The following is a 21,827-nucleotide window of genomic DNA, read 5'->3' as shown; positions in this document are numbered from 1 at the left end:
CCGGGCAGCCCTCTTCGTCATGAAAATTGCTTTCGTCATCCCGACCCTGAGTCCAGGCGGCGCAGAGCGCGTCGCCACTATACTGTGCAGCGAGTGGTGCAGGCAGGGGCACGACATTCACCTGATCACCTATGCTGAAAAAGGCAATCCGGCTTACGAGCTTGCACCCGGCATTCACTGGCACAAGGTGGCATCGCCGCTGGAATCGGCCGGTTTCCTGCTGCGGAGCATGGGCCGGATTCTAGCAATCCGCAAACGGCTTGGTGGTATTGAGCCAGATGTTTTGGTGTGTTTCCTCACCGAGGCCAACGTCACCGGCATCGTTGCCACGACGGGATTTCGTTTTCCGGTCGTGGTCAGCGAACGGGTTCACCCCGGCTTTCATGCTATCAGCACCGTGCATGCGTTGTTGCGTCGGCTGGTATATCCCCGAGCGAAAGCGTTGGTCGTGCAGACAGAAGCTATCGCCGCGTGGTGTCGGCAGCACCTGCAGGCTGAAGTGGCTGTGATTCCGAACCCGGTGCGCCAGGCGGTTGCTCCGGACACTCGAGAATCTGAAAGCCCGCGCCGTCGCGTGATAGTTGCCATGGGACGGCTCGAGCATCAGAAAGGTTTCGATCTTCTGATCGAGGCCTTTGCCCCGCTGGCGCCGCAGTATCCTGACTGGCAGGTGGAAATTCTTGGCGAGGGTAGTGCGCGTGTTGTTCTTGATGAGCAGATCAGGGCCGCTGGCATGGCGGACAGGATCACTTTGATGGGGCTGGTGGCGGATAGTGAAAGCCATCTCAGATCCGCCGAGATTTACTGCCATCCTGCCAGATATGAAGGCTTTCCGAATGCCTTGGCCGAGGCGCTGGCGAATGGGTGCTGCGTGATAGCCTCAGATGCTCCAGGTGCGATGGCCGAATTACTGGCCGAAGGTACCTACGGATTTCTGGCGAAGATGGATGATGTGGCCGATCTCCGTCAGCAGCTTGCCGCTGCAATGGCCTCTGAAGAAACAAGACGCCATTTCCAGGCCATTGCTGCCCGCGCAGTCGATGCATTCAATGTCGCCGACATCGCCGCGCGCTGGATTCGTGTTTTCAGGAATGGCTGAGTTGTGACCATGAAGCGCCGGAAGATTCTTTTCGTGATCAGTAGTCTTGGACGGGGAGGCGCGGAACTGCACTGTCTCAGAGTTGCTCCGATGTTGAATCCGGAGCATTACGACATTGCAGTTTTCCTGTTCCGGATGCGCGGTGCTGCTTTCGAGGAGATGCCCAGACACGTCAAGGTTTTTGCGCCCTGGTACGAGATGGAGGTGGAAAACCCCGGTCTCGCATCCCGGCTTGTCCGGATGCTGGTGAGCACATTTCAATTCACCGTCTGCCTCCTGAAGGAGAGGCCGGACATCGTTCACTTCTTTCTGCCGTCGAGTTACCTGCATGGCGGAACGGTTGCGCTCTTGCTTGGCAGGCGAAATCTCGTGATGAGCCGCCGAAGCCTCAATTACTACATGAAGCATCGCCCGGCATGGGTGAACCGGCTTGAACTGTTTCTGCACGGTAGAATGAAGGCGTTGTCAGGGAATTCGAACGCGGTCATCCGGCAGTTGATCGAGGAAGAACATGCGCCTACCGATCGCACGCAGCTGATCTACAACGGCGTTGCCCTGCCGGAGCTGTCAACGCAGATTCGGGAGGCGGCGCGAGTTGCTTTAGATGTGTCGGAGGGCGAGATTGTCATGATCGTCGTCGCCAACCTGTTCCCGTACAAAGGCCACGCCGATCTTTTCGAGGCCTGCGCCCAGCTACCACTCAACCAGCCCTGGCGCCTGATCGTGCTGGGGCGCGACGCGAGCGGCATCATGCCTGCGCTCGCGGCGACGGCAGATCGCCTCGGCATAGCGGATAAAGTTCATATGGTAGGTGGACAGGCCGACGTCGGCCGGTATCTGGCGGCGGCCGATATCGGAATTCTGCCCTCACATGAAGAGGGGTTTTCCAACGCAATTCTGGAATCCATGGCTTTCGGCCTCCCCATGGTGGTCACCGATGTCGGCGGCAATGCCGAAGCCGTGCTGAATCAGGAAACCGGCCTTGTTGTGCCGGCGAAATCGCCGGCACAACTTGGCATCGCGATCCGTCGACTGATCGAGGATCCCGAGGCAAGGCGAATGATGGGCGCGGCTGGACGGCAGCGGGTGGAGCGGCATTTTTCGCTCCGGCGCTGTGTGGAGGATTATGACGGCATGTACCAGAACATTCTGTCGAGCCGACCCTTGGGCAACGCGTAAGGAGACTGGCTGGAATGTGTGGCGTTGCAGGCATGGTCGGTTTCCGGGAAGCAAGCCCGGATCATCTGGACGGGATTGGTCGCAGTCTGACGGCCAGCCTCGCCCATCGCGGTCCGGACGCGATGGCATGGTGGGTGGATGTGCCTGCCGGCCTCGTGCTCGCGCATACGCGGCTTGCCGTCGTCGACCTTTCTGCCGCGGGTGCGCAACCGATGATCAGTGCCTGCGGGCGCTGGGTGATTGCGTATAACGGTGAAATCTACAACAGCCGCGAAGTTGCGCGGGATTTACCGGGGATCGCCTGGCGTGGCCACTCGGATACCGAGGTGCTGCTGGAAGCCTGTGCAGCCTGGGGCGTGGAGAACGCCGTACAGCGCTTCATCGGCATGTTTGCCTTCGCGTTGTGGGACCGTAACAACCGGCGGCTCTATATGGGTCGTGACCGGTTAGGTATCAAACCGCTGTATTACGGCAGCCGCGGCGGTATTTTTGCTTTTGCCTCCGAACTCAAGGCCATGACGGGCCTGTTCGGGCTTGGTGCGGCGGATATCGACCAGCAGGCCGTCGATAGTTACTTGCAGCTTTCATATGTCCCTGCGCCGCTGTCGATCTTCAAGGGGGTTCGGAAGCTTCTGCCGGGCCATATCATTCAGGTGGATGAGGCAGGCCAGCGGGAGTCTTGCTTCTGGGATCTCCGGCAGGTCGCGCAATTGGGCCTCTCAAAGCGGCAGCAAATGCCGGAAGCCGAAGTCGAGGCTACCTTGCATGAACTGCTCTATGATGCCGTAGGGCGCCGCATGATTGCGGATGTCCCCCTTGGCAGTCTGCTATCCGGTGGCGTCGATTCTTCCATCGTCACGGCTTTGATGCAGGCACAATCCGGCCGGCCAGTGAAGACCTTCTCGATTGGCTTTCAGGAAGAGTCATATAACGAAGCCGGCTACGCCAAAGCAGTTGCTAGGCATCTTGGCACTGACCATACGGAAATGATCGTCACGTCAGCCGATGCATTGGCAACCGTGCCCGATTTGGCATCGATCTTCGACGAACCATTCGCTGATTCCTCCCAGATACCGACCTTGCTGGTTTCCCGACTGGCTCGACAAAGCGTGACAGTTGCCTTGTCGGGTGATGGCGGCGACGAGGTCTTCGCGGGATATACGCGATACCCGCAGGTTGCGGCTCAATATCGTCGCTTCTCGCATATTCCTGCTCCGCTTCGCGGATTTGTCGCTGCTGCGGCGGGGAAAATGCTTCACAGGCTGCCGAATGTCGCCTTGGCTGGAGTTTCAGACAACCCGCAGTATCTGCGGACCCGGATGTCGAAGGCACTGGAATTTTACGGTGAATCTAGTTTCGAGGCTGCCTATCAGCGCTGGCTGCAGCAATGGGCGCCGACACATTCGCGTTTTAGTCGGGAGACAAACGACCATTTCGATGCGCGATGGGATGATATCTCCCGTATGCGCTATCTCGACATGCGCGGCTATCTCCCCGATGACATCCTCGTCAAGCTAGATCGCGCCAGCATGGCTGTCGCGCTGGAGGCGCGCGTTCCACTACTCGATCATCGTGTCGTTGAGGCCGGATGGTCGCTGGGTGGGGCCATGCTGATGAATGGAAGGCAGGGCAAGGTTGTCCTGCGCAGAATCCTTCAGCGATATGTGCCGGCTAACTTGATCGAGCGGCCGAAGATGGGCTTCGGCATTCCGCTGGGCGATTGGCTGCGGGGCCCGCTGCGGACCTGGGCGGACGACCTTCTGACGGAAGACTCGCTGCGACACGGTCTTTTCGCCGCTGCCCCGGTTTCCGCTGCATGGCGTGAGCACAAGGCCGGGCGAGGAAACTGGGGCTACCGGCTATGGACGGTATTGATGCTGCAGGCTTGGCTCAGGCGGTGGTGCTGAACCGCCGGCCGACTTAGTCAACGACCGTGGCCGTCAGATCATACTGGCTCGACTTGTCGATCTTCGCCTTCACAATACTGCCGACCTGGACGGCGCCGGCATTCTTCAGCTTCACGATACCGTCGATCTCTGGTGCATCGGCGTAGCTACGTCCCACTGCCGTCGTGCGCTTAACCTCGTCCACGAGGATATCTAGCGTTCGGCCGACAAAGCGCTTCAGCCGCTTTGCACTGATCTTCTGCTGAGCTGCCATGAAGCGTTCCCAGCGTTCCTGCTTGACCTCGTCTGGCACCTGGTCTGGCAGGTCATTGGCACGCGCGCCTTCGACATTTTCGTATTTGAAGCAGCCGACACGATCGAGCTGGGCTTCCTCGAGCCACTGCAGCAGGAACTCGAAATCGGCATCGGTCTCGCCGGGGAAGCCAACAATGAAGGTCGAACGGATGGCGAGGTCGGGGCAGATGTCGCGCCAGCTGCGGATTCGCTGCAATACCTTTTCCTGGTTGCCGGGGCGGCGCATGGACTTCAGCACGCGCGGCTCGGCATGCTGGAAGGGGATATCGAGATAGGGAAGAATCTTGCCCTCCGACATCAGCGGAATGATCTCATCCACGTGCGGATAGGGATAGACGTAATGCAGGCGGATCCAGGCGCCCAGGCTACCCATGGCATCGGCCAGTTCGGTCAGACGTGCCTTCACCTTGCGCTCGCGCCACTGGCTCTCGGCGTGCTTGATATCGACGCCATAGGCCGAGGTGTCCTGCGAGATCACCAGCAATTCCTTGACACCGGCTTTCACCAGCCGCTCGGCCTCGAACAGCACGTCATTGGCCTGTCGGCTTTTCAGCTTGCCGCGCATGGACGGGATGATGCAGAAGCTGCAGCTGTGGTTGCAGCCTTCGGAAATCTTTAAGTACGCGTAGTGCCGCGGTGTCAGCTTGATTCCTTGCGGCGGCACCAGGTCGAGGAAGGGATCGTGCAATGGCGGCACTGCCTCGTGCACGGCGTTGACCACGGTTTCGTATTGCTGTGGCCCGCTCACCGACAGTACATCCGGGAACATGCCGCGAATTTTGTCAGCTTCGACGCCCATGCAACCGGTAACGATGACGCGACCGTTCTCGCGCATCGCCTCGCCGATTGCTTCCAGCGATTCCTGCTTGGCGCTGTCGAGAAAGCCGCAGGTATTGACCAGCACCACGTCGGCGGCGTCATAGGAGCCCGAAATCGCATAGCCCTCAGAGCGCAGCTTGGTGATGATGCGCTCGGAATCGACCAGGGCCTTGGGACATCCAAGGCTGACGATGCCCACTTTGGGTGGGGTGGCGGCGGGGGCGGGTCTGCTCATGGCGCGGCTTATAAGCCTGAATCAGGGCGCTGGCTAGTTGGAAGAGGCGGCCTCAGGCCGCTTCAACCTGTCGCAGCGGCATTCTGGTGCGGACCATGCGGCCCAGCAGGGACACCAGTAGGATGGCACGGTTCCCATCCACTTGCTCCTCGAAAATTGCCTGCGTGTCGGACATTGGCCCCTCCACGATCCGCAAGGCCTGGCCGCGCTCGAAAGTCGGGCCATTCAGGCGGATATAGCCGGTTTCGTCTTCCCGGCTGCGGATTTCCTCAATAACGGGATGCGGCACCGGTATTGGGTGCTCGCCGAACATCACCAGCCCTACCACGCCGCGGGTGCCATTCACCGAACGCCAGCGCTGTCGCTCCATGGCCACGCCGACAAAGAGGTAGCGCGGAAACAGCGCGGTGGCGACGATATCTGTGCGTCCGGCATGGCGCCGCAGTTTCTGATACTGCGGAAGATAGACTTCAAAGCCTTGGTTGCGCAGTTGCTGGGCGGCGAGGATTTCCTTGCCAGGCTGTGTATAGACGGCATGCCATGAGAGCATCATGCCGCAATCTCCTTGCGCGTCACGGCAGGCAGTGTCACATGCAGCAGCCGTGGCGCCAGCACGCGGTCAGTTGGCATGGCGGCACAAAGCCGATCGAAGATGGTCTGTGGGGCATTGCTATCGGCTACCACCACGGCTTCGGCTCCTTGCGCCAGTGCAGCTGCCAGATCGGCTACAACAGCATGACCGTGGAAATGTGAGATATTCCGGCCTGGTGCGATGACAGCTTGAACGGAAATGCCGGTAGCTGAAGCCGAGAGCATGGCGATCTCTGCCAGTTCGCCGCTACCGGCAATCGCGATACGTGAGATGCCGCGCCCGGCCAACTCCACGAACAGCTCTTCATACTGGCCGCGCGCGTGGCGGAAGAAATTCAATGAGGATTCCAGGTACTCCGCCACCAGGCGGCTCTTTTCCGCAAAGCCCTTGGGCGTCAGGTAATAGGCATAGCGCCGGGCTGGCGCAGACTGGATCTTGATCAAGCCTTTGGAGACGCAGCGCTTCAGCAGGGCATTGGCGAGACCCAGGGCCACATCCAGCCGGCCGGCGAGGCTGCGCTGGGTATGCTGATCGGAATCGCTCACGGCAGCCAGCAGGGCGACCAGTGTGGCGGCGTCTCGAGGCGGCTCGGCAGATTTGTCCAGCTTATCGTTCACGAATTGAACGATAGAGGAGCTGTATTACGCGGTCAAATTAATTCTGATCTATATTATATAATAATATCAATATCTTAATGAATTTTCCACAGCCAAGGCCAGACGTAGCAGGCGCCGGTCCTGCCCGTTCCTGGCGACCAGCATCAGGCCTACCGGCAGGCCCGAAACCGGTAGCGGCAGGGAAATCGCGCAAAGATCGAAAAAATTCCCGACCGAAGTATTCCGCAGCAGCAGGGCGTTGGCGGAGGTGAAGGCGGCCTCGTCCGTGGCGAGGTCGGCGATCTTCGGGGCCACAATGGGCGCGGTCGGCAGGATCAGGGCATCCAGATCAGCCAAATCCTCGTCCATGGCGGCAATCAGCTCGGCACGGCGGCGCTGCATAAAAATGTAATCGGCGGTCGGTATGGCGCGACCGCGTTCGATGCGGCCGCGCACCAAGGGATCGAAATCACCCGGACGCAGATCCATCGCCTCGCGATGGATGAAAAAAGCCTCGGTGGCGGCGAAGCCGCCCCTGGCATTCACGGCCAGCATGTCGGCTAGCAGAGCGAGGGGGTGGTCGGTCACACGCGCGCCATGGCCGGTCAATGTCTTCACTGCGGCATCAAAAGCTGTGGCCACGGTGGGCTCCATGCTTTCCAGCAACAGCCCTTGCGGGATGCCGAGGCGCAATCCAGCCAGTGGCGCTGGCGTCAGCGGGGCGATGGTGTCGCCGGCCATCACGGCATCAGCCAGGGCACAATCGCTCACGCTGCTGGCCATCGGGCCGATGCTGTCGAGCGCATAGGACAGCGGGAAGGCGCCCATGGTCGGTACGCGATACTGGCTCGGCTTCAGTCCGACGATACCGCAGAGCGCGGCCGGAATGCGGGTCGAGCCGCCGGTATCGGAGCCGATGGTGATCTCGGCCATACCATTGGCCACCGAGACCGCGCCGCCAGAGCTGGAGCCGCCGGGGATGCGGGTAGGGTCGGCCGGGTTGCCAGGTGTGCCGTAATGCGGATTGATCCCGACGCCTGAGAAAGCGAATTCAGTCATGTTGGCCTTGCCGATGATGACGCCACCGGCAGCACGCAGCCTGGCAATCGCCGGGGCTTCGCTGGCGGCCGGTGCGGCATCGCGGCGCAACTTCGATCCCGCTGTGGTGACCTCGCCGGGAATATCGAACAGATCCTTGATGGATACGATGCGTCCATCCAGCGCGCCGAGGCTCTGGCCCAGCTGTGCCCGGCGGTCGGCGGCATCGGCAGCAGCGCGCGCCTGTTCGGCATATAGTTTGGTGAAGGCGCGGCTGCCTTCGCCCGCCGGATCGTCAATCCGGGCCAGACAGGCTTCCAGACGGTCGCGGCTGGAGCGATTGATGGCAGGGCGGTTCATCCGATTCTCCACGAAAGAAGTTCCGACTATCGCGCTTTTCTTCACACTGACAAGTGCTGGCGCGATCCCGTGGTGCAGAGCATAGTAAGAGTATGAGCTTCGTTGCCATTTATGTGCGCGTTCTGGCACTTCTGAAGCCGGAGAAACGCCTCTCGATCATTCTGGCCCTGGCCAATATCGGTCTTGCCGGGGTGGGATTCATTGAACCAATCCTGTTTGGTCGCATCATCGACGTGCTGTCGAATCCGGGCGCCGGCACGCCGGATGAAAACTGGTCGCGCACGCTTGAGCTACTGAGCCTGTGGTGCGGTGCCGGTTTGGCCGGTATCTTGGCCGGTATCCTGGTGGCGCTGCATGCCGACCGGCTGGCACATCGTCGCCGGCTCGCGGCGATGGCGTTGTATTTCGAGCATGTGCTGAGCCTGCCGGCCGCGTTCCACTCCGCCACCCATTCCGGCACATTGCTCAAGATTATGCTGGCCGGCACCGACAATCTGTTCGGCATGTGGCTGTCTTTCTTCCGTGAACATCTTTCCACTTTCGTTGCCGTGCTCGCGCTGTTGCCGCTGTCGCTGTATCTGAACTGGCGGCTTGGCTTGCTGCTGATCGGGCTGATTGTTGTTTTTGCGCTGGTTAGCGCCATCGTTATCAGCCGGACAGAGAAGGCTCAGGGTAAGGTCGAGGCTTACCACTCCGAACTCGCGGCACGTGCTGGCGACGCGCTTGGCAATGTCGTTCTGGTGCAAAGTTTCGTGCGACTGGCGCTCGAGGCACGCGAACTTGCCATGGTGATGGAACGCCTGCTCAAGGCGCAATTTCCCGTTCTCAACCTCTGGGCGCTCATGACGGTGCTGAGCCGCATGGCTTCCACCATCACGATCATCAGCATCTTCATGCTGGGCAGTTGGCTTCACCTGCATGGCCAGACCAGTGTGGGCGAGATCGTCAGCTTCATGGGCTTTGCCACACTGCTGATCAGCCGGCTGGAAGCCGCAATGGGATTCATCAGTCGTATGTTCTTCCAGATGCATTCACTCGGCGAATTCTTCCAGGTTCTGGAGACCGAGGCGGCGGTGCGCGACCGCCCGGATGCCCGCTCGGTCAGTACCGTAAGGGGCGCTGTGGCGTTCGAGCATGTCACGCTGTCTTACGATGACCGTCGCCCCGCTGTGACCGATGTAAGCTTCGACGTGGAGGCTGGCAAGACCGTTGCCCTGGTTGGCCCGACCGGATCTGGCAAGACGTCGACCATGGCACTGCTCAGCCGGCTCTGGGATCCGCAATCCGGCCGGGTACTGATCGATGGCACAGACATTCGCGACTTCACGCTGGAAAGCCTGCGCCGCAACATCGGCGTGGTGTTCCAGGACAGCGCCGTTTTCCATCGCTCGGTCGCCGACAACATTCGTATCGGGCGTCCTGAGGCCACTGATGCCGAGGTGGAGCGGGCGGCGCGTCTGGCTGAAGCGCATGACTTCATCCTGCGTCAGAGCGATGGTTATGCGACCATCGTCGGGGAACGTGGGGTCAATCTAAGCGGCGGCGAGCGCCAGCGCCTGGCGATTGCCCGTGCCCTGCTGAAGAACCCGCCGATTCTGATCCTGGATGAGGCGACCTCGGCGCTGGACGCGGCCACCGAGGCGCGCATACAAAAGGCGCTCGATACATTAATGGAAGGCCGGACTACTTTCATTATCGCGCATAGGCTTGCTACAGTGCGCCAGGCCGACCTGATTCTGGTACTACAGGACGGGCGGGTCATCGAACGCGGTAGTTTTGACGAGCTAGTCGCTGTAAACGGATTGTTCAGCGGACTGGTGCGGACACAATTTCAGAATGTGCATTAGTTGCCTGGGGCGCACCTATCCATAACCTAGCTGTGGGCCGTCTGAAGCCGGCAACAATCAACAGTTCTTGATGAGACTGACGAAATGCCCCGCCGACTTACGATAGTGATTGAAGCCTTGGATCGCGGTGGAGCGGAATGGCATTTGCTGCAGGTCCTGCCTCGATTGCTCGGCCGGGGTTTTGACGTCGAAGTCTTCTGCCTGCATCATCGTGGTGAACTGGCAAATGAGATGGAGCGTCGAGGTGTCAGGGTGCTTGGTGTCGACACTGGACCCTCAAAACATCTTTTCCTTCGAGTGGGCGGCCTTTTGTTTCGGTCGATCATTCTGCTCGCACACTTGATCCGGACTCGGCCTGATATTGTCCATTTTTTTCTTCCCGCAGCTTACATCCTTGGCACACCGGCATCGGTACTTTCACGCTGCCGCATTCGGTTAATGAGCCGGCGCAGCCAGAATAGATATCAAGCTCAGATTTTTGGAACGAATTTTATTGAGCGGCAATGGCATCGCCGCATGAGCGCGGTGATCGGGAATTCACGAAGTGTGGTGCGGCAATTGTCGGGTGAAGGAGTTCCCGACTCGAAGCTGCATCTTCTCTATAATGGCGTGGATTTGCCCGTCTTCGGCACGCAGATGTCGGAAAGGACCGCTCGCGATCGTCTTGGCCTCAGCAACTCAGCCCTGGTTTTTGTAATCGTCGCCAATCTGATTCCTTACAAGGGACACAGGGACCTGCTGCGGGCGTTTGCCCGAATAAAAGACCAACTGCCGCAGAACTGGATACTCTTATGTGCCGGTCGGGATGACGGCATTGGTGCTGCACTGCAGGACAGTGTGGAAGAGTTGGGTCTGACACAGCGCGTTCACTGGCTCGGTTCGGTAAAGGATGTGTCGTCACTGCTTGCGGCGGCAGATGTCGCGTTGCTGACCTCTCACGAAGAGGGATTTTCAAACGCCATCATCGAATATATGGCCACCGGGCTGCCTTCAATTGTCACCAATGTCGGCGGTAATCCCGAGGCAGTGCTGCACAACGAGACCGGTTTGGTAGTGCCACCTCGTGATTCTGCCAGCCTCGCAGAAGCGATCCTGCGGCTCGCCGAAAATCCGGAACTGCGCCGCCAGCTGGGCGCGGCAGCGCGACAGCGTGTTTATCAGCATTTCTCCTTGGAAGCCTGTGTCGACAATTATGTCCGACTATATTCGCAGATTCTGCGCGACCACGGAATTGATTGGCGCGGCTAGCGCCACACGCGGCGCATGCGGTCGGTTTCTGCCGGTACTGTAGCTTCCGGCGTCGCCGGTTTGGGCCCCGCCTCGCGCACTGCCTGCCGTTCTTCCCAGGCTTGGCGCAATTTCTCGTGCCCCTCGATGCTCTGCACGGTCAGTTCGCATTCGAAAGCGATATTCTGCAGCATCTGTTTGTCGAGCTTGTTGTAGGTCTTCATCTTGGCAATCACGCAGTCTTCGCGCTTCGGCGTGACGCCCGGCGTGTAGAAAGCGGCTTCGGCGTGGCGCGCAGCGGGTCGCAGCGCATAGCCCACGCCAGCCAGGGTGAATATGACGATGGCCGCGCCGATGCTGCTGATCAGCAACCGGCGGTCGATGCGGCGCAGTGGAGTCGGCATGGCAATAGTATTAATTCCCCCGTCAGACGGCTGCAGCATAGCGCAAAACCGCGATTCTGCATGTTAAGAATCGAGAACCGCACTGCGTGGCATGCGAAACTGCCCGTTATTTCGCCATTGGGATAAATCGGCAGTGATCTCCGACTGTTGCCCGCCCTTTATGCTGGCAGGATGACCTCGGTCAGCGCCGCACGGACCGCGATAATATCATTGCCCATTTCGCGGTCCTCGACCATCGCGGGCACATGGGTACGGATCGCCTCGTAAAGCGGGCGGAGGGCAGGAGCCGGCGTCAGGCCACGCAGATCATAGGCCTGGGCGGCGAGCAGCGCCTCGATGGCGACGATGGTGGCGGCGGTATCGACGGCGAATGCGGCGCGCTCGGCGGCCAGCGGCGACATCGGTACATGGTCTTCGGTATTGGCGCAGGTCGGCACCGACTGGATCGTCGCCGGCACCGAACGCATGCGCAACTCGGCCACCAGCGAGGCAGCCGTGTACTGCGCGATCATGAAGCCGGAATTCTCGCCCTGTCGCGCCTGTGAATGGATCAGGAAGGCAGGCAGCCCGCCAGAATTCTTCTCATCGACAAGACGCGCCGCGCGGCGCTCGCTGATAATCGCCAGAGATGAAACGGAGGTTGCCAGCATATCAAGCACTTCGCCGGCGCGTTGGCCGTGGAAATTGCCGGAATTCGAGGTCACGAAACCGTCGGCAAGGCCAAAGATCGGGTTGTCGTTCGTTGCGTTGATCTCGATCGCCAGCGTGCGTTCGGTATGCTCGACGGCATCGCGGGTGGCACCCAGCACCTGGGGGATGCAGCGCAGGGACAGGCCATCGCGCAGCCGGCTCGGCCGCGGCGGCAGCACAGCCTTGCTGCCAGCGGTGTAGTGGCGCAACGCTTCCGAGGTGGCGATCTGTCCTGGATGTGGCTTGGCCAGGGCGACGCGCTCGTCAAAGGCATCCGATACGCCGCCCAGCACTTCCAGGCTCATGGCAGACACCGCCTCGGCCAGCCGCACCAGCCGGCGCGCGTCATAAGCTGCCAGCACGCCGATGCCGGTGGTCTGTTCGGTACCATTGATCAGCGCGATGCCATCGCGGCCATCCACGGCTGGCTGAGCAATGCCAAGGGCAGCGAAAGCAACTGCACCCGCCTGCCAGTCCTTGCCCGGCAACTTTGCGCGGCCGAAGCCGATCATTGGCAGTACCATATGGGCCAGCGGTGCGAGATCACCGCAGGCACCGACCGAACCGCGGCGTGGCACATGCGGCACCAAGCCGCCATTCAGCATCGCCAGCAGCGCATCCAGCGCGGCGGGGCTGACGCCAGTCAGGCCTGTCGCCAGCACATTGGCGCGGATCAGCATCATGGCGCGGGTTTCGTCGTCGGCCATCGGCGCACCGATGCCAGCGGCATGACTTTTCAGCAGATTATGCTGCTGCGCGCGATTGGATTCTTTCGGCACCGGGCGGCCGTCCAGCGCGCCGAACCCGGTGGTCACGCCGTAGATCGGTGTGCCGTCGGCGATCATCTTCTGCAGCAGGGCATGGCAGTCGGCCACCTGCTGCCGGCCCTTGGCCGAAAGTTCGGTCTTGCGGCCCTGCCGCGCCACCGCCGCGACGGCATCGAGGGTGAGGGATGATCCGTCCAGCAGCAGCGCAGTCATAAGGCGTCCTTACTTGTCGAGGAAGGGAAGGTTCAGGCCCTGTTCCCGGGCGCATTGTACCGCGATGTCATAACCCGCATCGGCATGGCGCATCACGCCAGTACCAGGATCGTTCCACAGCACGCGTTCCAGCCGCTTTGCTGCGGCCGGCGTGCCGTCGGCGACAATCACCACGCCGGCATGCTGCGAAAAGCCCATGCCGACGCCGCCGCCATGATGCAGAGATACCCAGGTGGCGCCTGACGCGGTGTTCAGCAGTGCATTCAGCAGCGGCCAGTCGGAGACGGCATCCGAGCCGTCTTTCATGGCTTCTGTCTCGCGGTTGGGGCTGGCGACCGAACCGGAATCGAGATGATCGCGGCCGATAACGACAGGTGCCTTGAGTTCACCCTTCGCCACCATCTCGTTGAAGGCGAGGCCGAGGCGATGGCGCTGGCCGAGCCCGACCCAGCAGATCCGTGCGGGCAGGCCCTGAAACTTGATGCGCTCCCGCGCCATGTCGAGCCAGGTATGCAGATGCGGATCGTCGGGGATCAGCTCCTTCACCTTGGCATCGGTCTTGTAGATGTCTTCGGGATCACCCGACAGCGCGACCCAGCGGAACGGGCCAACACCCCGGCAGAAGAGCGGCCGGATATAGGCCGGCACGAAGCCGGGGAAATCAAACGCTTCAGCGACGCCGACTTCCTTGGCCATCTGGCGGATGTTATTGCCGTAGTCGAAGGTCGGAATCCCCAGCTTCTGGAAAGCCAGCATGGCGCGCACATGGGCGGCCATCGACTGCTTCGCCGCTTTAATCACGCCCTGCGGATCGATCTCTCGCGCCTTTTCCCATTTCTCCAGTGTCCAGCCGGCCGGCAGATAGCCGTTCAGCGGGTCATGCGCGCTGGTCTGGTCGGTGACGGCATCGGGCCGGATGCCGCGCGTCACCATCTCGGGCAGGATCTCGGCAGCGTTACCCAGCAGGCCTATGGAGATCGCCTTACCAGCCTTTTTCGCCTCGTCCAGCATCGCCATTGCCTGGTCGAGCGTGTCGGCGCGCTGGTCGAGATAGCCCGTACGCAAACGCATCTCGATACGCGACGCCTGGCATTCGATGGCGAGCATCGAGGCGCCGGCCATGGTGGCGGCGAGCGCTTGCGCGCCGCCCATGCCTCCAAGTCCGGCAGTGAGGATCCAGCGGCCCTGCAGGTTTCCGCCGTAATGCTGGCGGCCCATCTCGACGAAGGTTTCGTAGGTGCCCTGTACAATGCCCTGGCTGCCGATATAGATCCAGGAGCCGGCCGTCATCTGGCCGTACATCATCAGGCCCTTGCGGTCGAGCTCATGAAAATGATCCCAGGTCGCCCATTCCGGCACCAGATTCGAATTGGCGATCAGCACGCGTGGCGCATCTTCATGGGTGCGGAACACGCCAACCGGTTTGCCCGACTGCACCAGCAGTGTTTCGTCCGGCTTCAACGTCGTCAGCGTCTTCTGGATCTGGTCGAAGGCCTGCCAGTTGCGCGCCGCGCGGCCGATGCCGCCATAGACCACCAGCTCTTCCGGCTTCTCGGCCACATCAGGGTCGAGGTTGTTGCGCAGCATCCGGTAGGCCGCTTCGATCTGCCAGTTACCGGTATGCATGTCACTGCCATGAGGACTACGGATGACGCGGGTATTGTCGCGACGATTATCTGACATGGTAAGCCTCGTTCAGAGATAGCTGCGCTTCGACGTGCCGTCGGCGCGATAGGAGAAGCGGGTGGTGAAACGGTGGGCGTGGCCGGGATACCAGAGCACGGCTGCCGACACGATCTGGCTGCCGGCCCAGGTGCGCCGCCGTAGCCGCAGGCAGGGCTCGCTGGCAGCGATTTTCAGCAGCTTGCGGATGCGCGCATCTGCCATCGCCGCCTCGACGATGTGTTCCACCTCGGTGGCAGGCGCTGACCTCATCAAAAACTCATTCGGGGTCTGCGTGGTGAAATCGGCGTCCAGATAGCCCGGGGCCATGGCCGGATTGACGAAACGGTCTTCCACCTGCAGCGGGATGCCGTCGGCCATATGCACCAGCACGGAATGATAGATTCCGGCCTGGGGATTGAGACCGAGCTCGCGGGCCAGGTCGACGGTGGCACGCTCGGCCTGCAGCAATTCGACACGCGCGGTATGACGCTGGCCGCGTTCGGCGATTTCCTCGGCAATATTGCGCAGTTCTACCAGATTGAAGATAGGGCGTTTTTCGGCCACGAATGTGCCGGTGCCCTGCACACGCACGACCAGACCCTCGTGGGTCAGCTCGCGCAGCGCCCGGTTCACCGTCATGCGACTGACCTTGAGCTGCTTAACTAGGACGCTTTCCGACGGCACCTGGTCGCCGGCACGCCAGTCGCCGGCCTCGATATGCCTGACGATGAATTCCTTGACGCGGCGATAGCGCGGCGTCGGTCCGTTCTGCGAAACGGCGGCTGGCCCGGGCATCGGTTTTCCCTGCTGTATGGCCCTGTCTTCCTGGCCCGGCCAGTATAGGTTCAATTGTATATACAAGTCCAGCCGAGCAAGGCCTCGCCTGGGCTGCCGAATCTGTGTAAAACCCCTGAAACTCCAGCCGGAATGTGCAGCCAGTGAACCCGTCGATGGCCCCTGCGGCGACGCCAACGATCACCGTCGTGACCGTGACCCATTACGGCGAGCACGTCATCGGCGAATTTTTGGCCCATCTGCCGCCGGGCTGCCCACTGGTGGTGACCGACAACGCCAGCCGGGATGCCACGCGCGACATGATCCGCTCGCATACTCCGCTACCGACCCTGATCACCAACGAGACCGGACGCGGTTTCGGCAATGCCGCCAACCAGGGGCTGGCTCAGGCCACGGACAGCGACTTCGTGCTGCTGGTCAATCCCGATGCCAAGCTGCGCCCCGATTGCCTCGCCCGCCTGCTGGCTGCCGCCGAACGCTATCCGCAGGCCGGCGTGCTGGCGCCGGCGTTGCGCACACCCGCCGGCGACTGGGAAGTGTCGCATGACGTCGACATGTTCCGTCGCGCCGAGATGTCGCCCAGGCGCGTCGACCCCGAGCCGGAAGGCGATATCAGCGCCGGCTATGTCTCCGGCGCCGCCATGCTGGTGCGCCGCGCCGCGCTGGATGCGGTGCAGGGCTTCGATCCGGCGATCTTCCTCTATTACGAAGACGACGATTTCTGCATCCGGCTGCGCCGCGCCGGCTGGCAGCTGATCCGCGTGGCCGATGCGGTGACTGATCATGTCGGCGGCGGCTCGATCAAGCGCAGCTGGGACAAGCACTGGGAAAAATTCTGGCATATGGCGTGGTCGCGGCTGTATATCGAGCAGAAGTATAAAGGCCGGGCGGCCATGTGGCGCATTGCCCTGCCGGCTCTGCTGAAATTCGGCCTGAAGTCGCCGTTGTACCTGCTGACCGATTTTCGCAATAAGGGCCTGCGCGACGCCGGCCGGTTCTGCGGCACGCTGGCTTATCTGATGGGGATGAAATCGCGATGAAGGCTGTCATCCTGGCGGGCGGCTACGGCACCCGCATCACCGAGGAAAGCGTGCTGCGGCCCAAGCCGATGGTCGAAATCGGCGGCCGGCCGATCCTGTGGCATATCATGAAAATCTATGCCGCCCATGGCATCACCGATTTCATCATCTGCCTCGGCTACAAGGGCTATGTGATCAAGGAATATTTCGCCAATTACGTGCTGCATGCCGCCGATGTCACCATCGATCTGGCGCAGAACAAACTGGAATACCTGAGTGGCGCGCCCGAGCCCTGGAAGGTGACGCTGGTGGAAACCGGCGAAGCGACCGAGACCGGCGGCCGGCTGAAGCGCGTGGCGCGCTGGCTGCAGGACGACGACACCTTCTGCATGACCTATGGCGACGGCGTGTCCGATATCGACATTACTGCCTCGCTGGCCTTCCATCGCCAGCACGGCAAGCTGGCCACCATGGCCGCGGTGACGCCGCCGGGTCGTTTCGGCGCGCTGACCATGGATGGTGACAGCGTGACCGGCTTCCGCGAGAAGCCGCGCGGCGATGGCGGCCTGATCAATGGCGGTTTCTTCGTGCTGTCGCGCAAGGTGCTGGACTATGTCACCGACGACAAGACCGTCTGGGAGCGCGCGCCGCTGGAGAAGCTCGCCAGTGAAGGCCAGCTGCAGGCCTTCCGGCATGACGGCTTCTGGCAGCCGATGGATACGGTGCGCGAGCGCCTGGTGCTGGAATCGCTGTGGACCGGTGGCAAGGCGCCCTGGAAGGTCTGGGGCTGAAGCATGGTCGTGTTGCGGGATTTCTGGCGCCATCGCCGCGTTCTGCTGACCGGCCATACCGGCTTCAAGGGCGCCTGGGCGGCACGCTGGCTGCATCGGCTGGGCGCGCAGGTTTACGGCTTTGCCCTGCCGCCCGAGACCGAGCCCAGCCTGCATGCCCTGCTGAAAACCCCGCTGGCCGGCGAAATGCTGGCCGATCTGCGCGATGCGAATGCCGTGAGCGCGGCGATGGCGGCGGCGCAGCCCGAGATCGTGCTGCATTTCGCGGCGCAGGCGCTGGTGCCGGCCAGCTACCGCGATCCGGTCGGCAACTGGACCAGCAATGTGCTCGGCACGATCCACCTGCTGGAGGCGATGCGTCATCATGCGCGGCCGCTGACCGCCGTGATCGTCACCACCGACAAGGTCTACGCCAATAACGAAAGCGGCGCGGCGTTTCCCGAAAGCGCACCGCTCGGCGGTGACGATCCCTACTCGGCCTCCAAGGCTGCCACCGAGATTGCCGTGCACAGCTGGGTGAAAAGCTTCTTCGCCGGTCGGCACAAGGTTGGCACCGCGCGCGCCGGCAATGTGATCGGTGGCGGCGACTGGTCGGCCGACCGGCTGATCCCCGATATCGTGCGCGCCGCACAGAGGCAGGACAGCGTGGTGCTGCGCCGGCCTGAAGCGACCCGGCCGTGGCAGCATGTACTGGATCCCGTGCATGGCTATTTGCGCTATGCCGAGGCCCTGCATGCCGGAAAAACCGGCCTGTCTGAAAGACTGAATTTCGGCCCGCTGGAAGACCAGCGCATTACCGTCGGCACCATTGCCACTGATCTGACCCGTGCCTTCGGGGCGCCGGCCTGGCGACACGAGCCGCAGCAGGAAATCGGCGAGAAGGGCGTGCTGGCGCTGGATGCGCGGTTGGCGCAGCAGTCCTTAAGCTGGCAGCCCCGTTTCACCACGCAGGGGGCGCTGGCCGCCACCGTGGCATGGTATCGTGACTGGATGTCCGGAGCGGAGGCCGCAGTGCTGACCGACCGCCAGATCGCCGCTTTCGAGGATGGACTATGAGTAAGTGCCGCTTTTGCCATAAGCCGCTGACGCGCAGCTTTGTCGATCTGGGCCTGCAGCCATTGGCCAATTCCTATGTTTCGATGGAGAAGGCCGGCCAACCCGAGCCGCGCTATCCGCTGCATGCCCGGGTCTGCGAGAATTGTCTGCTGGTGCAGGTGGATCATGACGTGCCGGCGGAAGCGATCTTTTCCGACTATGCCTATTTCTCGTCCTACGCCACCAGCTGGGTCGAGCATGCCCGCCGTTATGCAGAATCGATGACGCAGCGTTTCGGGCTTGATGCACAGTCGCTGGTGGTCGAGGTCGCCAGCAACGATGGCTATCTGCTGCAGCATTTCAAGGCAGCCGGGATCGGTGTTCTGGGCGTCGAGCCGGCCGCCAATGTCGCGGCCGCGGCCCTGGAGAAAGGTATTCCCTCCGAAGTCGCCTTCTTCAATCGCGAAACTGCCGAGCGATTGCACGCTGCCGGCAAGGCGGCCGATCTGATGACCGCCAACAACGTGATGGCGCATGTGCCAGAGCTGAATCAATTCATCTCCGGCTTTGCCGTTTTGCTGAAACCGCAGGGCGTGCTGACGGTCGAATTTCCGCATCTGCTGAACCTGATCGAGCAGGTTCAGTTCGATACGATTTACCACGAGCATTATTCTTATCTGTCGCTGCTGGCCGCTGAGAAGATATTCGCTGCACATGGCTTGCGCGTCTTTGATGTCGAGGAGCTGTCGACGCATGGCGGCTCACTGCGACTCTATGTTTGCCATCGCGGTGCGGACCACGTCGATACCGTGGGGCTGGCCAAGTTGCGCAAGAAGGAAGCGGCGGCCGGCCTCGATACGCTGGCTGCCTATGATGACTTCGCACCGCGCGTGGCCACCGTGCGGGATGAACTGCGCGGCTTCCTGGTGGCCGCCAAAACCGATGGCAGAAAGGTCTGCGCCTATGGCGCGGCCGCCAAGGGCAACACGCTGCTGAATTACTGCGGCATCATGGCGCAGGATATTGTGGCGGCCTACGACAAGAATCCGCACAAGCAGAGACACCTGCTGCCGGGCTCGCAGATTCCGATCCGCGCACCCGAGGCGATCGTCGAGGACCGGCCGGATTATCTGCTGATCCTGCCATGGAATCTGAAGAACGAGATCGCAGCGGAACAGTCGAAAATCCGTGACTGGAACGGACATTTTGTGATTGCCATCCCGCAGATGCAGATTTTCTGACCATGCAGATCGCGGCGACCGGGTTCGATGGACTTTTTACGGTCGACACCACGCCCAGCCGCGACGAGCGTGGCTATTTTCATCGCCTGCATGATACGGAAGCCTTTGCTGTCGCCCGCATCGACTTCACCCCACGCCAGGGTGGGCTCAGCCACAATCTGAAGCGCGGCACTCTGCGTGGCCTGCATTTCCAGAAGGCACCGGTGCGGCAGGCCAAGCTGGTGCGCTGCCTACGTGGCGCGATCTTCGATGTCGTCGTCGATATCCGTCCGGCATCGGCAACGCGCGGACACTGGTTCTCTGTCGAGCTCAGTGCCGACAATAACCGGGCATTGTTCGTCCCGCATGGTTTCGCGCATGGTTTCCTGACGTTGACCGACGAAGCGGATGTTCTCTATGAACTGAGCGAGGGCGAGCAGCCCGGCTGCACCGGCGGCTTGCGCTGGAACGATCCGGCGCTTGGAATCGCTTGGCCTTTTGCGCCTGTGGTGATCAATCAGCGCGATACTGCGTGGCCGGACTATACGGGAGCCTCATCATGAGCGGCTGGCGTCGACTGCGGGAAAAACTGGGCTTACGCAAACCAGAAGGCTGGCCGGCGCATGTCAGCGTTGGCCGTCATACCTATGGCTTGTCAAAGCGCAACTTCGTGCAGCCGAATGCTTCGGCGCCGATTTCAGTCGGCGCTTTCTGTTCGGTCGGGCCCGAGGTGATGATCTTCGGCCGGGCCGATCATCCGACCGGACTGGTGTCCACTTATCCGTTCCGCACCAAGCTGCTGCATCCCCAAGCCGGTAATGCAGATGCCATCACCAAGGGCCCGGTGCGGATCGGCAACGACGTCTGGATCGGCGCGCGCGCCATGGTGCTGTCCGGTGTCACGGTTGGCGACGGGGCAATTATCGCAGCCGGCGCCGTTGTCGCGCGCGATGTGCCGGCTTATGGCATTGTGGCCGGCAATCCGGCGCGCCTGATCAAGCATCGTTTTGCGCCGGAGATCGCGGCGGCCCTGCTGGACATTCGCTGGTGGGACTGGCCAGAGGAAAAAATCCGTGCCTTTGAAGCCGATTTTTACGACCCGATAGAGGCCTTCATCGCCAAGGCGCGGGCCTAGTCTCTGGGGCTAGGACGTCAGGCTTTCGCGCAGGAAGTCCTCTAGCTTGCGCCGCGCTGCCCAGTCCGGCGGTGGTGTGCCGCCCTTCCAGGTCTGCATCACCTCGCCATCGCGATACGGCCGCGTGCCCCAGTTGGTCTGCAGCCGATCGCCTCCATTCGCCCGGATCAGGTCGGTGAGCGTGCGGATGGTCATCGGCTGGCGTGACGACAGCGTGTAATGCGCCGGATGCGTGGCGCCGCCATGCAGGGCGCGGGCTGCCGCTGCCAGGCCGGCCACCGCATCGTCGATATGCAGCAGGTCGATTTCCTGCTCGCCGGGGCTGAGATCGATCGGCGTGCCGGTTTTCGCAGCATGGATCAACTGCGCCAGCAGCTTGTTACGTGTATCGCCAGGACCGTAGGTGTCATACAGCAGCACGCTGGTACAGGGCAGGCCGGCGCGGCGGTCGAAATAAACCAACAGATCCTCGAAGGCCTGCTTGCTGGCGGCATAAAGCGAGGCCGGCATATAGGCACCGCGAGTATTGAGTTGCGAGGCCGTGCCGGTGTTGACGAAAGCCTTGCAGCCGCTTCGTGCTGCTGCATCGGCAAATTGGGCCGCGAAGCCGAGATTGGCTGCGATCAGCGCCGGTATTTCGGCCGCGGCCGCGGCATGCACATAATGTGTGGCGAGGTGAAAACAGGTTTCCGGCTGCAATTCCTGCAGCAGGGCGCCGAGTTCCTGCGGATCGACAATGCGATGGAGCGTCACATTCCGCGGCAGGTCGGCAGCCTGTGACTCCGGGCGTGCCAGCACATGCACGGCCTCGCCCATCTCGGCAAGCTGCCGCACCAGATGCCGGCCAATAAAACCGGTGCCGCCGGATACCACAGAAGTCATGGCGGATGCTTAGCGGTT

Annotated in this window: 20 protein-coding genes; 11 read left to right on the top strand and 9 right to left on the bottom strand. The window is 61.6% G+C overall.

Features of this window, described 5'->3' with window-relative positions; translation table 11 throughout:
* Nucleotides 1-19 precede the first annotated feature (19 nt).
* From FNB15_RS02970 to asnB, 3 genes are read left to right on the top strand one after another with little or no spacing between them, the layout of a single operon-like run.
* Nucleotides 20-1,099, top strand: a complete 1,080-nt coding sequence (locus FNB15_RS02970) for a glycosyltransferase family 4 protein (protein ID WP_144067281.1) — start codon at nucleotides 20-22, stop codon at nucleotides 1,097-1,099.
* Between the two features lie 9 nt (nucleotides 1,100-1,108).
* Nucleotides 1,109-2,278, top strand: a complete 1,170-nt coding sequence (locus FNB15_RS02965; RefSeq protein ID WP_246068843.1) for a glycosyltransferase — start codon at nucleotides 1,109-1,111, stop codon at nucleotides 2,276-2,278.
* Nucleotides 2,279-2,292: 14 nt separating this feature from the next.
* On the top strand, nucleotides 2,293-4,185 hold the full coding sequence (gene asnB, locus FNB15_RS02960; protein WP_144067279.1) for an asparagine synthase (glutamine-hydrolyzing): 1,893 nt from the start codon (nucleotides 2,293-2,295) through the stop codon (nucleotides 4,183-4,185).
* A 13-nt stretch (nucleotides 4,186-4,198) separates the two neighbouring features.
* Here the strand turns inward: asnB and rimO are convergent, their stop codons facing one another.
* The 4 genes from rimO to FNB15_RS02940 form a co-directional block, all read right to left on the bottom strand.
* Nucleotides 4,199-5,533 carry a 30S ribosomal protein S12 methylthiotransferase RimO gene (gene rimO, locus FNB15_RS02955; RefSeq protein ID WP_144067278.1) on the bottom strand — a complete coding sequence of 445 codons (1,335 nt, stop codon included), beginning with the start codon at nucleotides 5,531-5,533 and terminating at the stop codon, nucleotides 4,199-4,201.
* A gap of 52 nt (nucleotides 5,534-5,585) precedes the next feature.
* The gene (gene nusG / locus FNB15_RS02950) at nucleotides 5,586-6,086 is read right to left on the bottom strand and encodes a transcription termination/antitermination protein NusG (protein ID WP_144067277.1); all 501 of its coding nucleotides are present in this window, start codon (nucleotides 6,084-6,086) and stop codon (nucleotides 5,586-5,588) included.
* Complete coding sequence (locus tag FNB15_RS02945; protein WP_185973685.1) at nucleotides 6,083-6,742, bottom strand: helix-turn-helix domain-containing protein; 660 nt, start codon at nucleotides 6,740-6,742, stop codon at nucleotides 6,083-6,085. Before FNB15_RS02945 ends, nusG begins: the two co-directional genes overlap by 4 nt.
* A 66-nt stretch (nucleotides 6,743-6,808) precedes the next feature.
* Nucleotides 6,809-8,119, bottom strand: coding sequence for an amidase (locus tag FNB15_RS02940; protein WP_144067275.1), 1,311 nt, complete (start codon nucleotides 8,117-8,119; stop codon nucleotides 6,809-6,811).
* Nucleotides 8,120-8,211: 92 nt separating this feature from the next.
* Between FNB15_RS02940 and FNB15_RS02935 the strand changes: the two genes are divergently transcribed.
* Nucleotides 8,212-9,966, top strand: coding sequence for a glucan ABC transporter ATP-binding protein/ permease (locus FNB15_RS02935; RefSeq protein ID WP_144258610.1), 1,755 nt, complete (start codon nucleotides 8,212-8,214; stop codon nucleotides 9,964-9,966).
* Nucleotides 9,967-10,050: 84 nt separating this feature from the next.
* Nucleotides 10,051-11,214, top strand: a complete 1,164-nt coding sequence (locus tag FNB15_RS02930) for a glycosyltransferase (protein WP_144067274.1) — start codon at nucleotides 10,051-10,053, stop codon at nucleotides 11,212-11,214.
* On the opposite strand, the gene FNB15_RS02925 is transcribed toward FNB15_RS02930, so the two are convergent.
* From FNB15_RS02925 to hutC, 4 genes are all read right to left on the bottom strand, one after another.
* The gene (locus FNB15_RS02925; RefSeq protein ID WP_144067273.1) at nucleotides 11,211-11,597 is read right to left on the bottom strand and encodes a hypothetical protein; all 387 of its coding nucleotides are present in this window, start codon (nucleotides 11,595-11,597) and stop codon (nucleotides 11,211-11,213) included. The genes FNB15_RS02930 and FNB15_RS02925 overlap by 4 nt on opposite strands.
* 158 nt (nucleotides 11,598-11,755) lie before the next feature.
* A complete protein-coding gene (locus FNB15_RS02920) occupies nucleotides 11,756-13,267 on the bottom strand; it encodes an HAL/PAL/TAL family ammonia-lyase (protein WP_144067272.1) in 1,512 nt (503 codons plus the stop codon).
* A 9-nt stretch (nucleotides 13,268-13,276) separates the two neighbouring features.
* Nucleotides 13,277-14,950, bottom strand: a complete 1,674-nt coding sequence (gene hutU, locus FNB15_RS02915; RefSeq protein WP_144067271.1) for a urocanate hydratase — start codon at nucleotides 14,948-14,950, stop codon at nucleotides 13,277-13,279.
* A 12-nt stretch (nucleotides 14,951-14,962) separates the two neighbouring features.
* On the bottom strand, nucleotides 14,963-15,727 hold the full coding sequence (gene hutC, locus FNB15_RS02910) for a histidine utilization transcriptional repressor HutC (RefSeq protein ID WP_144067270.1): 765 nt from the start codon (nucleotides 15,725-15,727) through the stop codon (nucleotides 14,963-14,965).
* 155 nt (nucleotides 15,728-15,882) lie between these two features.
* Here hutC and FNB15_RS02905 point away from each other — a divergent pair, with 155 nt between their 5' ends.
* The 6 genes from FNB15_RS02905 to FNB15_RS02880 are packed head-to-tail and all read left to right on the top strand — an operon-like array spanning nucleotide 15,883 to nucleotide 20,927.
* Entirely contained in the window at nucleotides 15,883-16,767 is an 885-nt protein-coding gene (locus FNB15_RS02905; protein WP_144067269.1) for a glycosyltransferase family 2 protein, read from the top strand.
* Entirely contained in the window at nucleotides 16,764-17,537 is a 774-nt protein-coding gene (gene rfbF, locus FNB15_RS02900; RefSeq protein WP_144067268.1) for a glucose-1-phosphate cytidylyltransferase, read from the top strand. Before FNB15_RS02905 ends, rfbF begins: the two co-directional genes overlap by 4 nt.
* A 3-nt stretch (nucleotides 17,538-17,540) precedes the next feature.
* Complete coding sequence (gene rfbG, locus FNB15_RS02895; protein WP_144067267.1) at nucleotides 17,541-18,593, top strand: CDP-glucose 4,6-dehydratase; 1,053 nt, start codon at nucleotides 17,541-17,543, stop codon at nucleotides 18,591-18,593.
* Nucleotides 18,590-19,813, top strand: a complete 1,224-nt coding sequence (locus tag FNB15_RS02890) for a class I SAM-dependent methyltransferase (RefSeq protein ID WP_144067266.1) — start codon at nucleotides 18,590-18,592, stop codon at nucleotides 19,811-19,813. The genes rfbG and FNB15_RS02890 overlap by 4 nt, the downstream gene beginning before the upstream one ends.
* A gap of 2 nt (nucleotides 19,814-19,815) precedes the next feature.
* Nucleotides 19,816-20,355 (top strand): dTDP-4-dehydrorhamnose 3,5-epimerase family protein, encoded by a 540-nt coding sequence (locus FNB15_RS02885; RefSeq protein ID WP_144067265.1) that lies wholly within the window; start codon nucleotides 19,816-19,818, stop codon nucleotides 20,353-20,355.
* Entirely contained in the window at nucleotides 20,352-20,927 is a 576-nt protein-coding gene (locus FNB15_RS02880; RefSeq protein WP_221932734.1) for a CatB-related O-acetyltransferase, read from the top strand. Before FNB15_RS02885 ends, FNB15_RS02880 begins: the two co-directional genes overlap by 4 nt.
* Before the next feature lie 9 nt (nucleotides 20,928-20,936).
* Here FNB15_RS02880 and FNB15_RS02875 read toward each other — a convergent pair whose 3' ends face one another.
* Nucleotides 20,937-21,809 (bottom strand): NAD-dependent epimerase/dehydratase family protein, encoded by an 873-nt coding sequence (locus FNB15_RS02875; protein WP_144067264.1) that lies wholly within the window; start codon nucleotides 21,807-21,809, stop codon nucleotides 20,937-20,939.
* Nucleotides 21,810-21,827 lie beyond the last annotated feature (18 nt).

This window comes from Ferrovibrio terrae (assembly GCF_007197755.1).
In the GTDB taxonomy this organism is placed as follows: domain Bacteria; phylum Pseudomonadota; class Alphaproteobacteria; order Ferrovibrionales; family Ferrovibrionaceae; genus Ferrovibrio; species Ferrovibrio terrae.
This window is presented reverse-complemented; position numbering and strand designations above follow the sequence as displayed.

Coding starts and splice junctions, on each gene's coding strand:
- FNB15_RS02940 (WP_144067275.1), bottom strand. CDS start 8,119: ATGAACCGCCCTGCCATCAATCGCTCCAGCCGCGACCGTCTGGAAGCC.
- FNB15_RS02935 (WP_144258610.1), top strand. CDS start 8,212: ATGAGCTTCGTTGCCATTTATGTGCGCGTTCTGGCACTTCTGAAGCCG.
- FNB15_RS02925 (WP_144067273.1), bottom strand. CDS start 11,597: ATGCCGACTCCACTGCGCCGCATCGACCGCCGGTTGCTGATCAGCAGC.
- hutC (WP_144067270.1), bottom strand. CDS start 15,727: ATGCCCGGGCCAGCCGCCGTTTCGCAGAACGGACCGACGCCGCGCTAT.
- FNB15_RS02905 (WP_144067269.1), top strand. CDS start 15,883: ATGGCCCCTGCGGCGACGCCAACGATCACCGTCGTGACCGTGACCCAT.
- FNB15_RS02880 (WP_221932734.1), top strand. CDS start 20,352: ATGAGCGGCTGGCGTCGACTGCGGGAAAAACTGGGCTTACGCAAACCA.
- rfbF (WP_144067268.1), top strand. CDS start 16,764: ATGAAGGCTGTCATCCTGGCGGGCGGCTACGGCACCCGCATCACCGAG.
- FNB15_RS02930 (WP_144067274.1), top strand. CDS start 10,051: ATGCCCCGCCGACTTACGATAGTGATTGAAGCCTTGGATCGCGGTGGA.
- asnB (WP_144067279.1), top strand. CDS start 2,293: ATGTGTGGCGTTGCAGGCATGGTCGGTTTCCGGGAAGCAAGCCCGGAT.
- nusG (WP_144067277.1), bottom strand. CDS start 6,086: ATGATGCTCTCATGGCATGCCGTCTATACACAGCCTGGCAAGGAAATC.
- FNB15_RS02875 (WP_144067264.1), bottom strand. CDS start 21,809: ATGACTTCTGTGGTATCCGGCGGCACCGGTTTTATTGGCCGGCATCTG.
- rimO (WP_144067278.1), bottom strand. CDS start 5,533: ATGAGCAGACCCGCCCCCGCCGCCACCCCACCCAAAGTGGGCATCGTC.
- FNB15_RS02965 (WP_246068843.1), top strand. CDS start 1,109: ATGAAGCGCCGGAAGATTCTTTTCGTGATCAGTAGTCTTGGACGGGGA.
- rfbG (WP_144067267.1), top strand. CDS start 17,541: ATGGTCGTGTTGCGGGATTTCTGGCGCCATCGCCGCGTTCTGCTGACC.
- FNB15_RS02920 (WP_144067272.1), bottom strand. CDS start 13,267: ATGACTGCGCTGCTGCTGGACGGATCATCCCTCACCCTCGATGCCGTC.
- FNB15_RS02890 (WP_144067266.1), top strand. CDS start 18,590: ATGAGTAAGTGCCGCTTTTGCCATAAGCCGCTGACGCGCAGCTTTGTC.
- FNB15_RS02970 (WP_144067281.1), top strand. CDS start 20: ATGAAAATTGCTTTCGTCATCCCGACCCTGAGTCCAGGCGGCGCAGAG.
- hutU (WP_144067271.1), bottom strand. CDS start 14,950: ATGTCAGATAATCGTCGCGACAATACCCGCGTCATCCGTAGTCCTCAT.
- FNB15_RS02885 (WP_144067265.1), top strand. CDS start 19,816: ATGCAGATCGCGGCGACCGGGTTCGATGGACTTTTTACGGTCGACACC.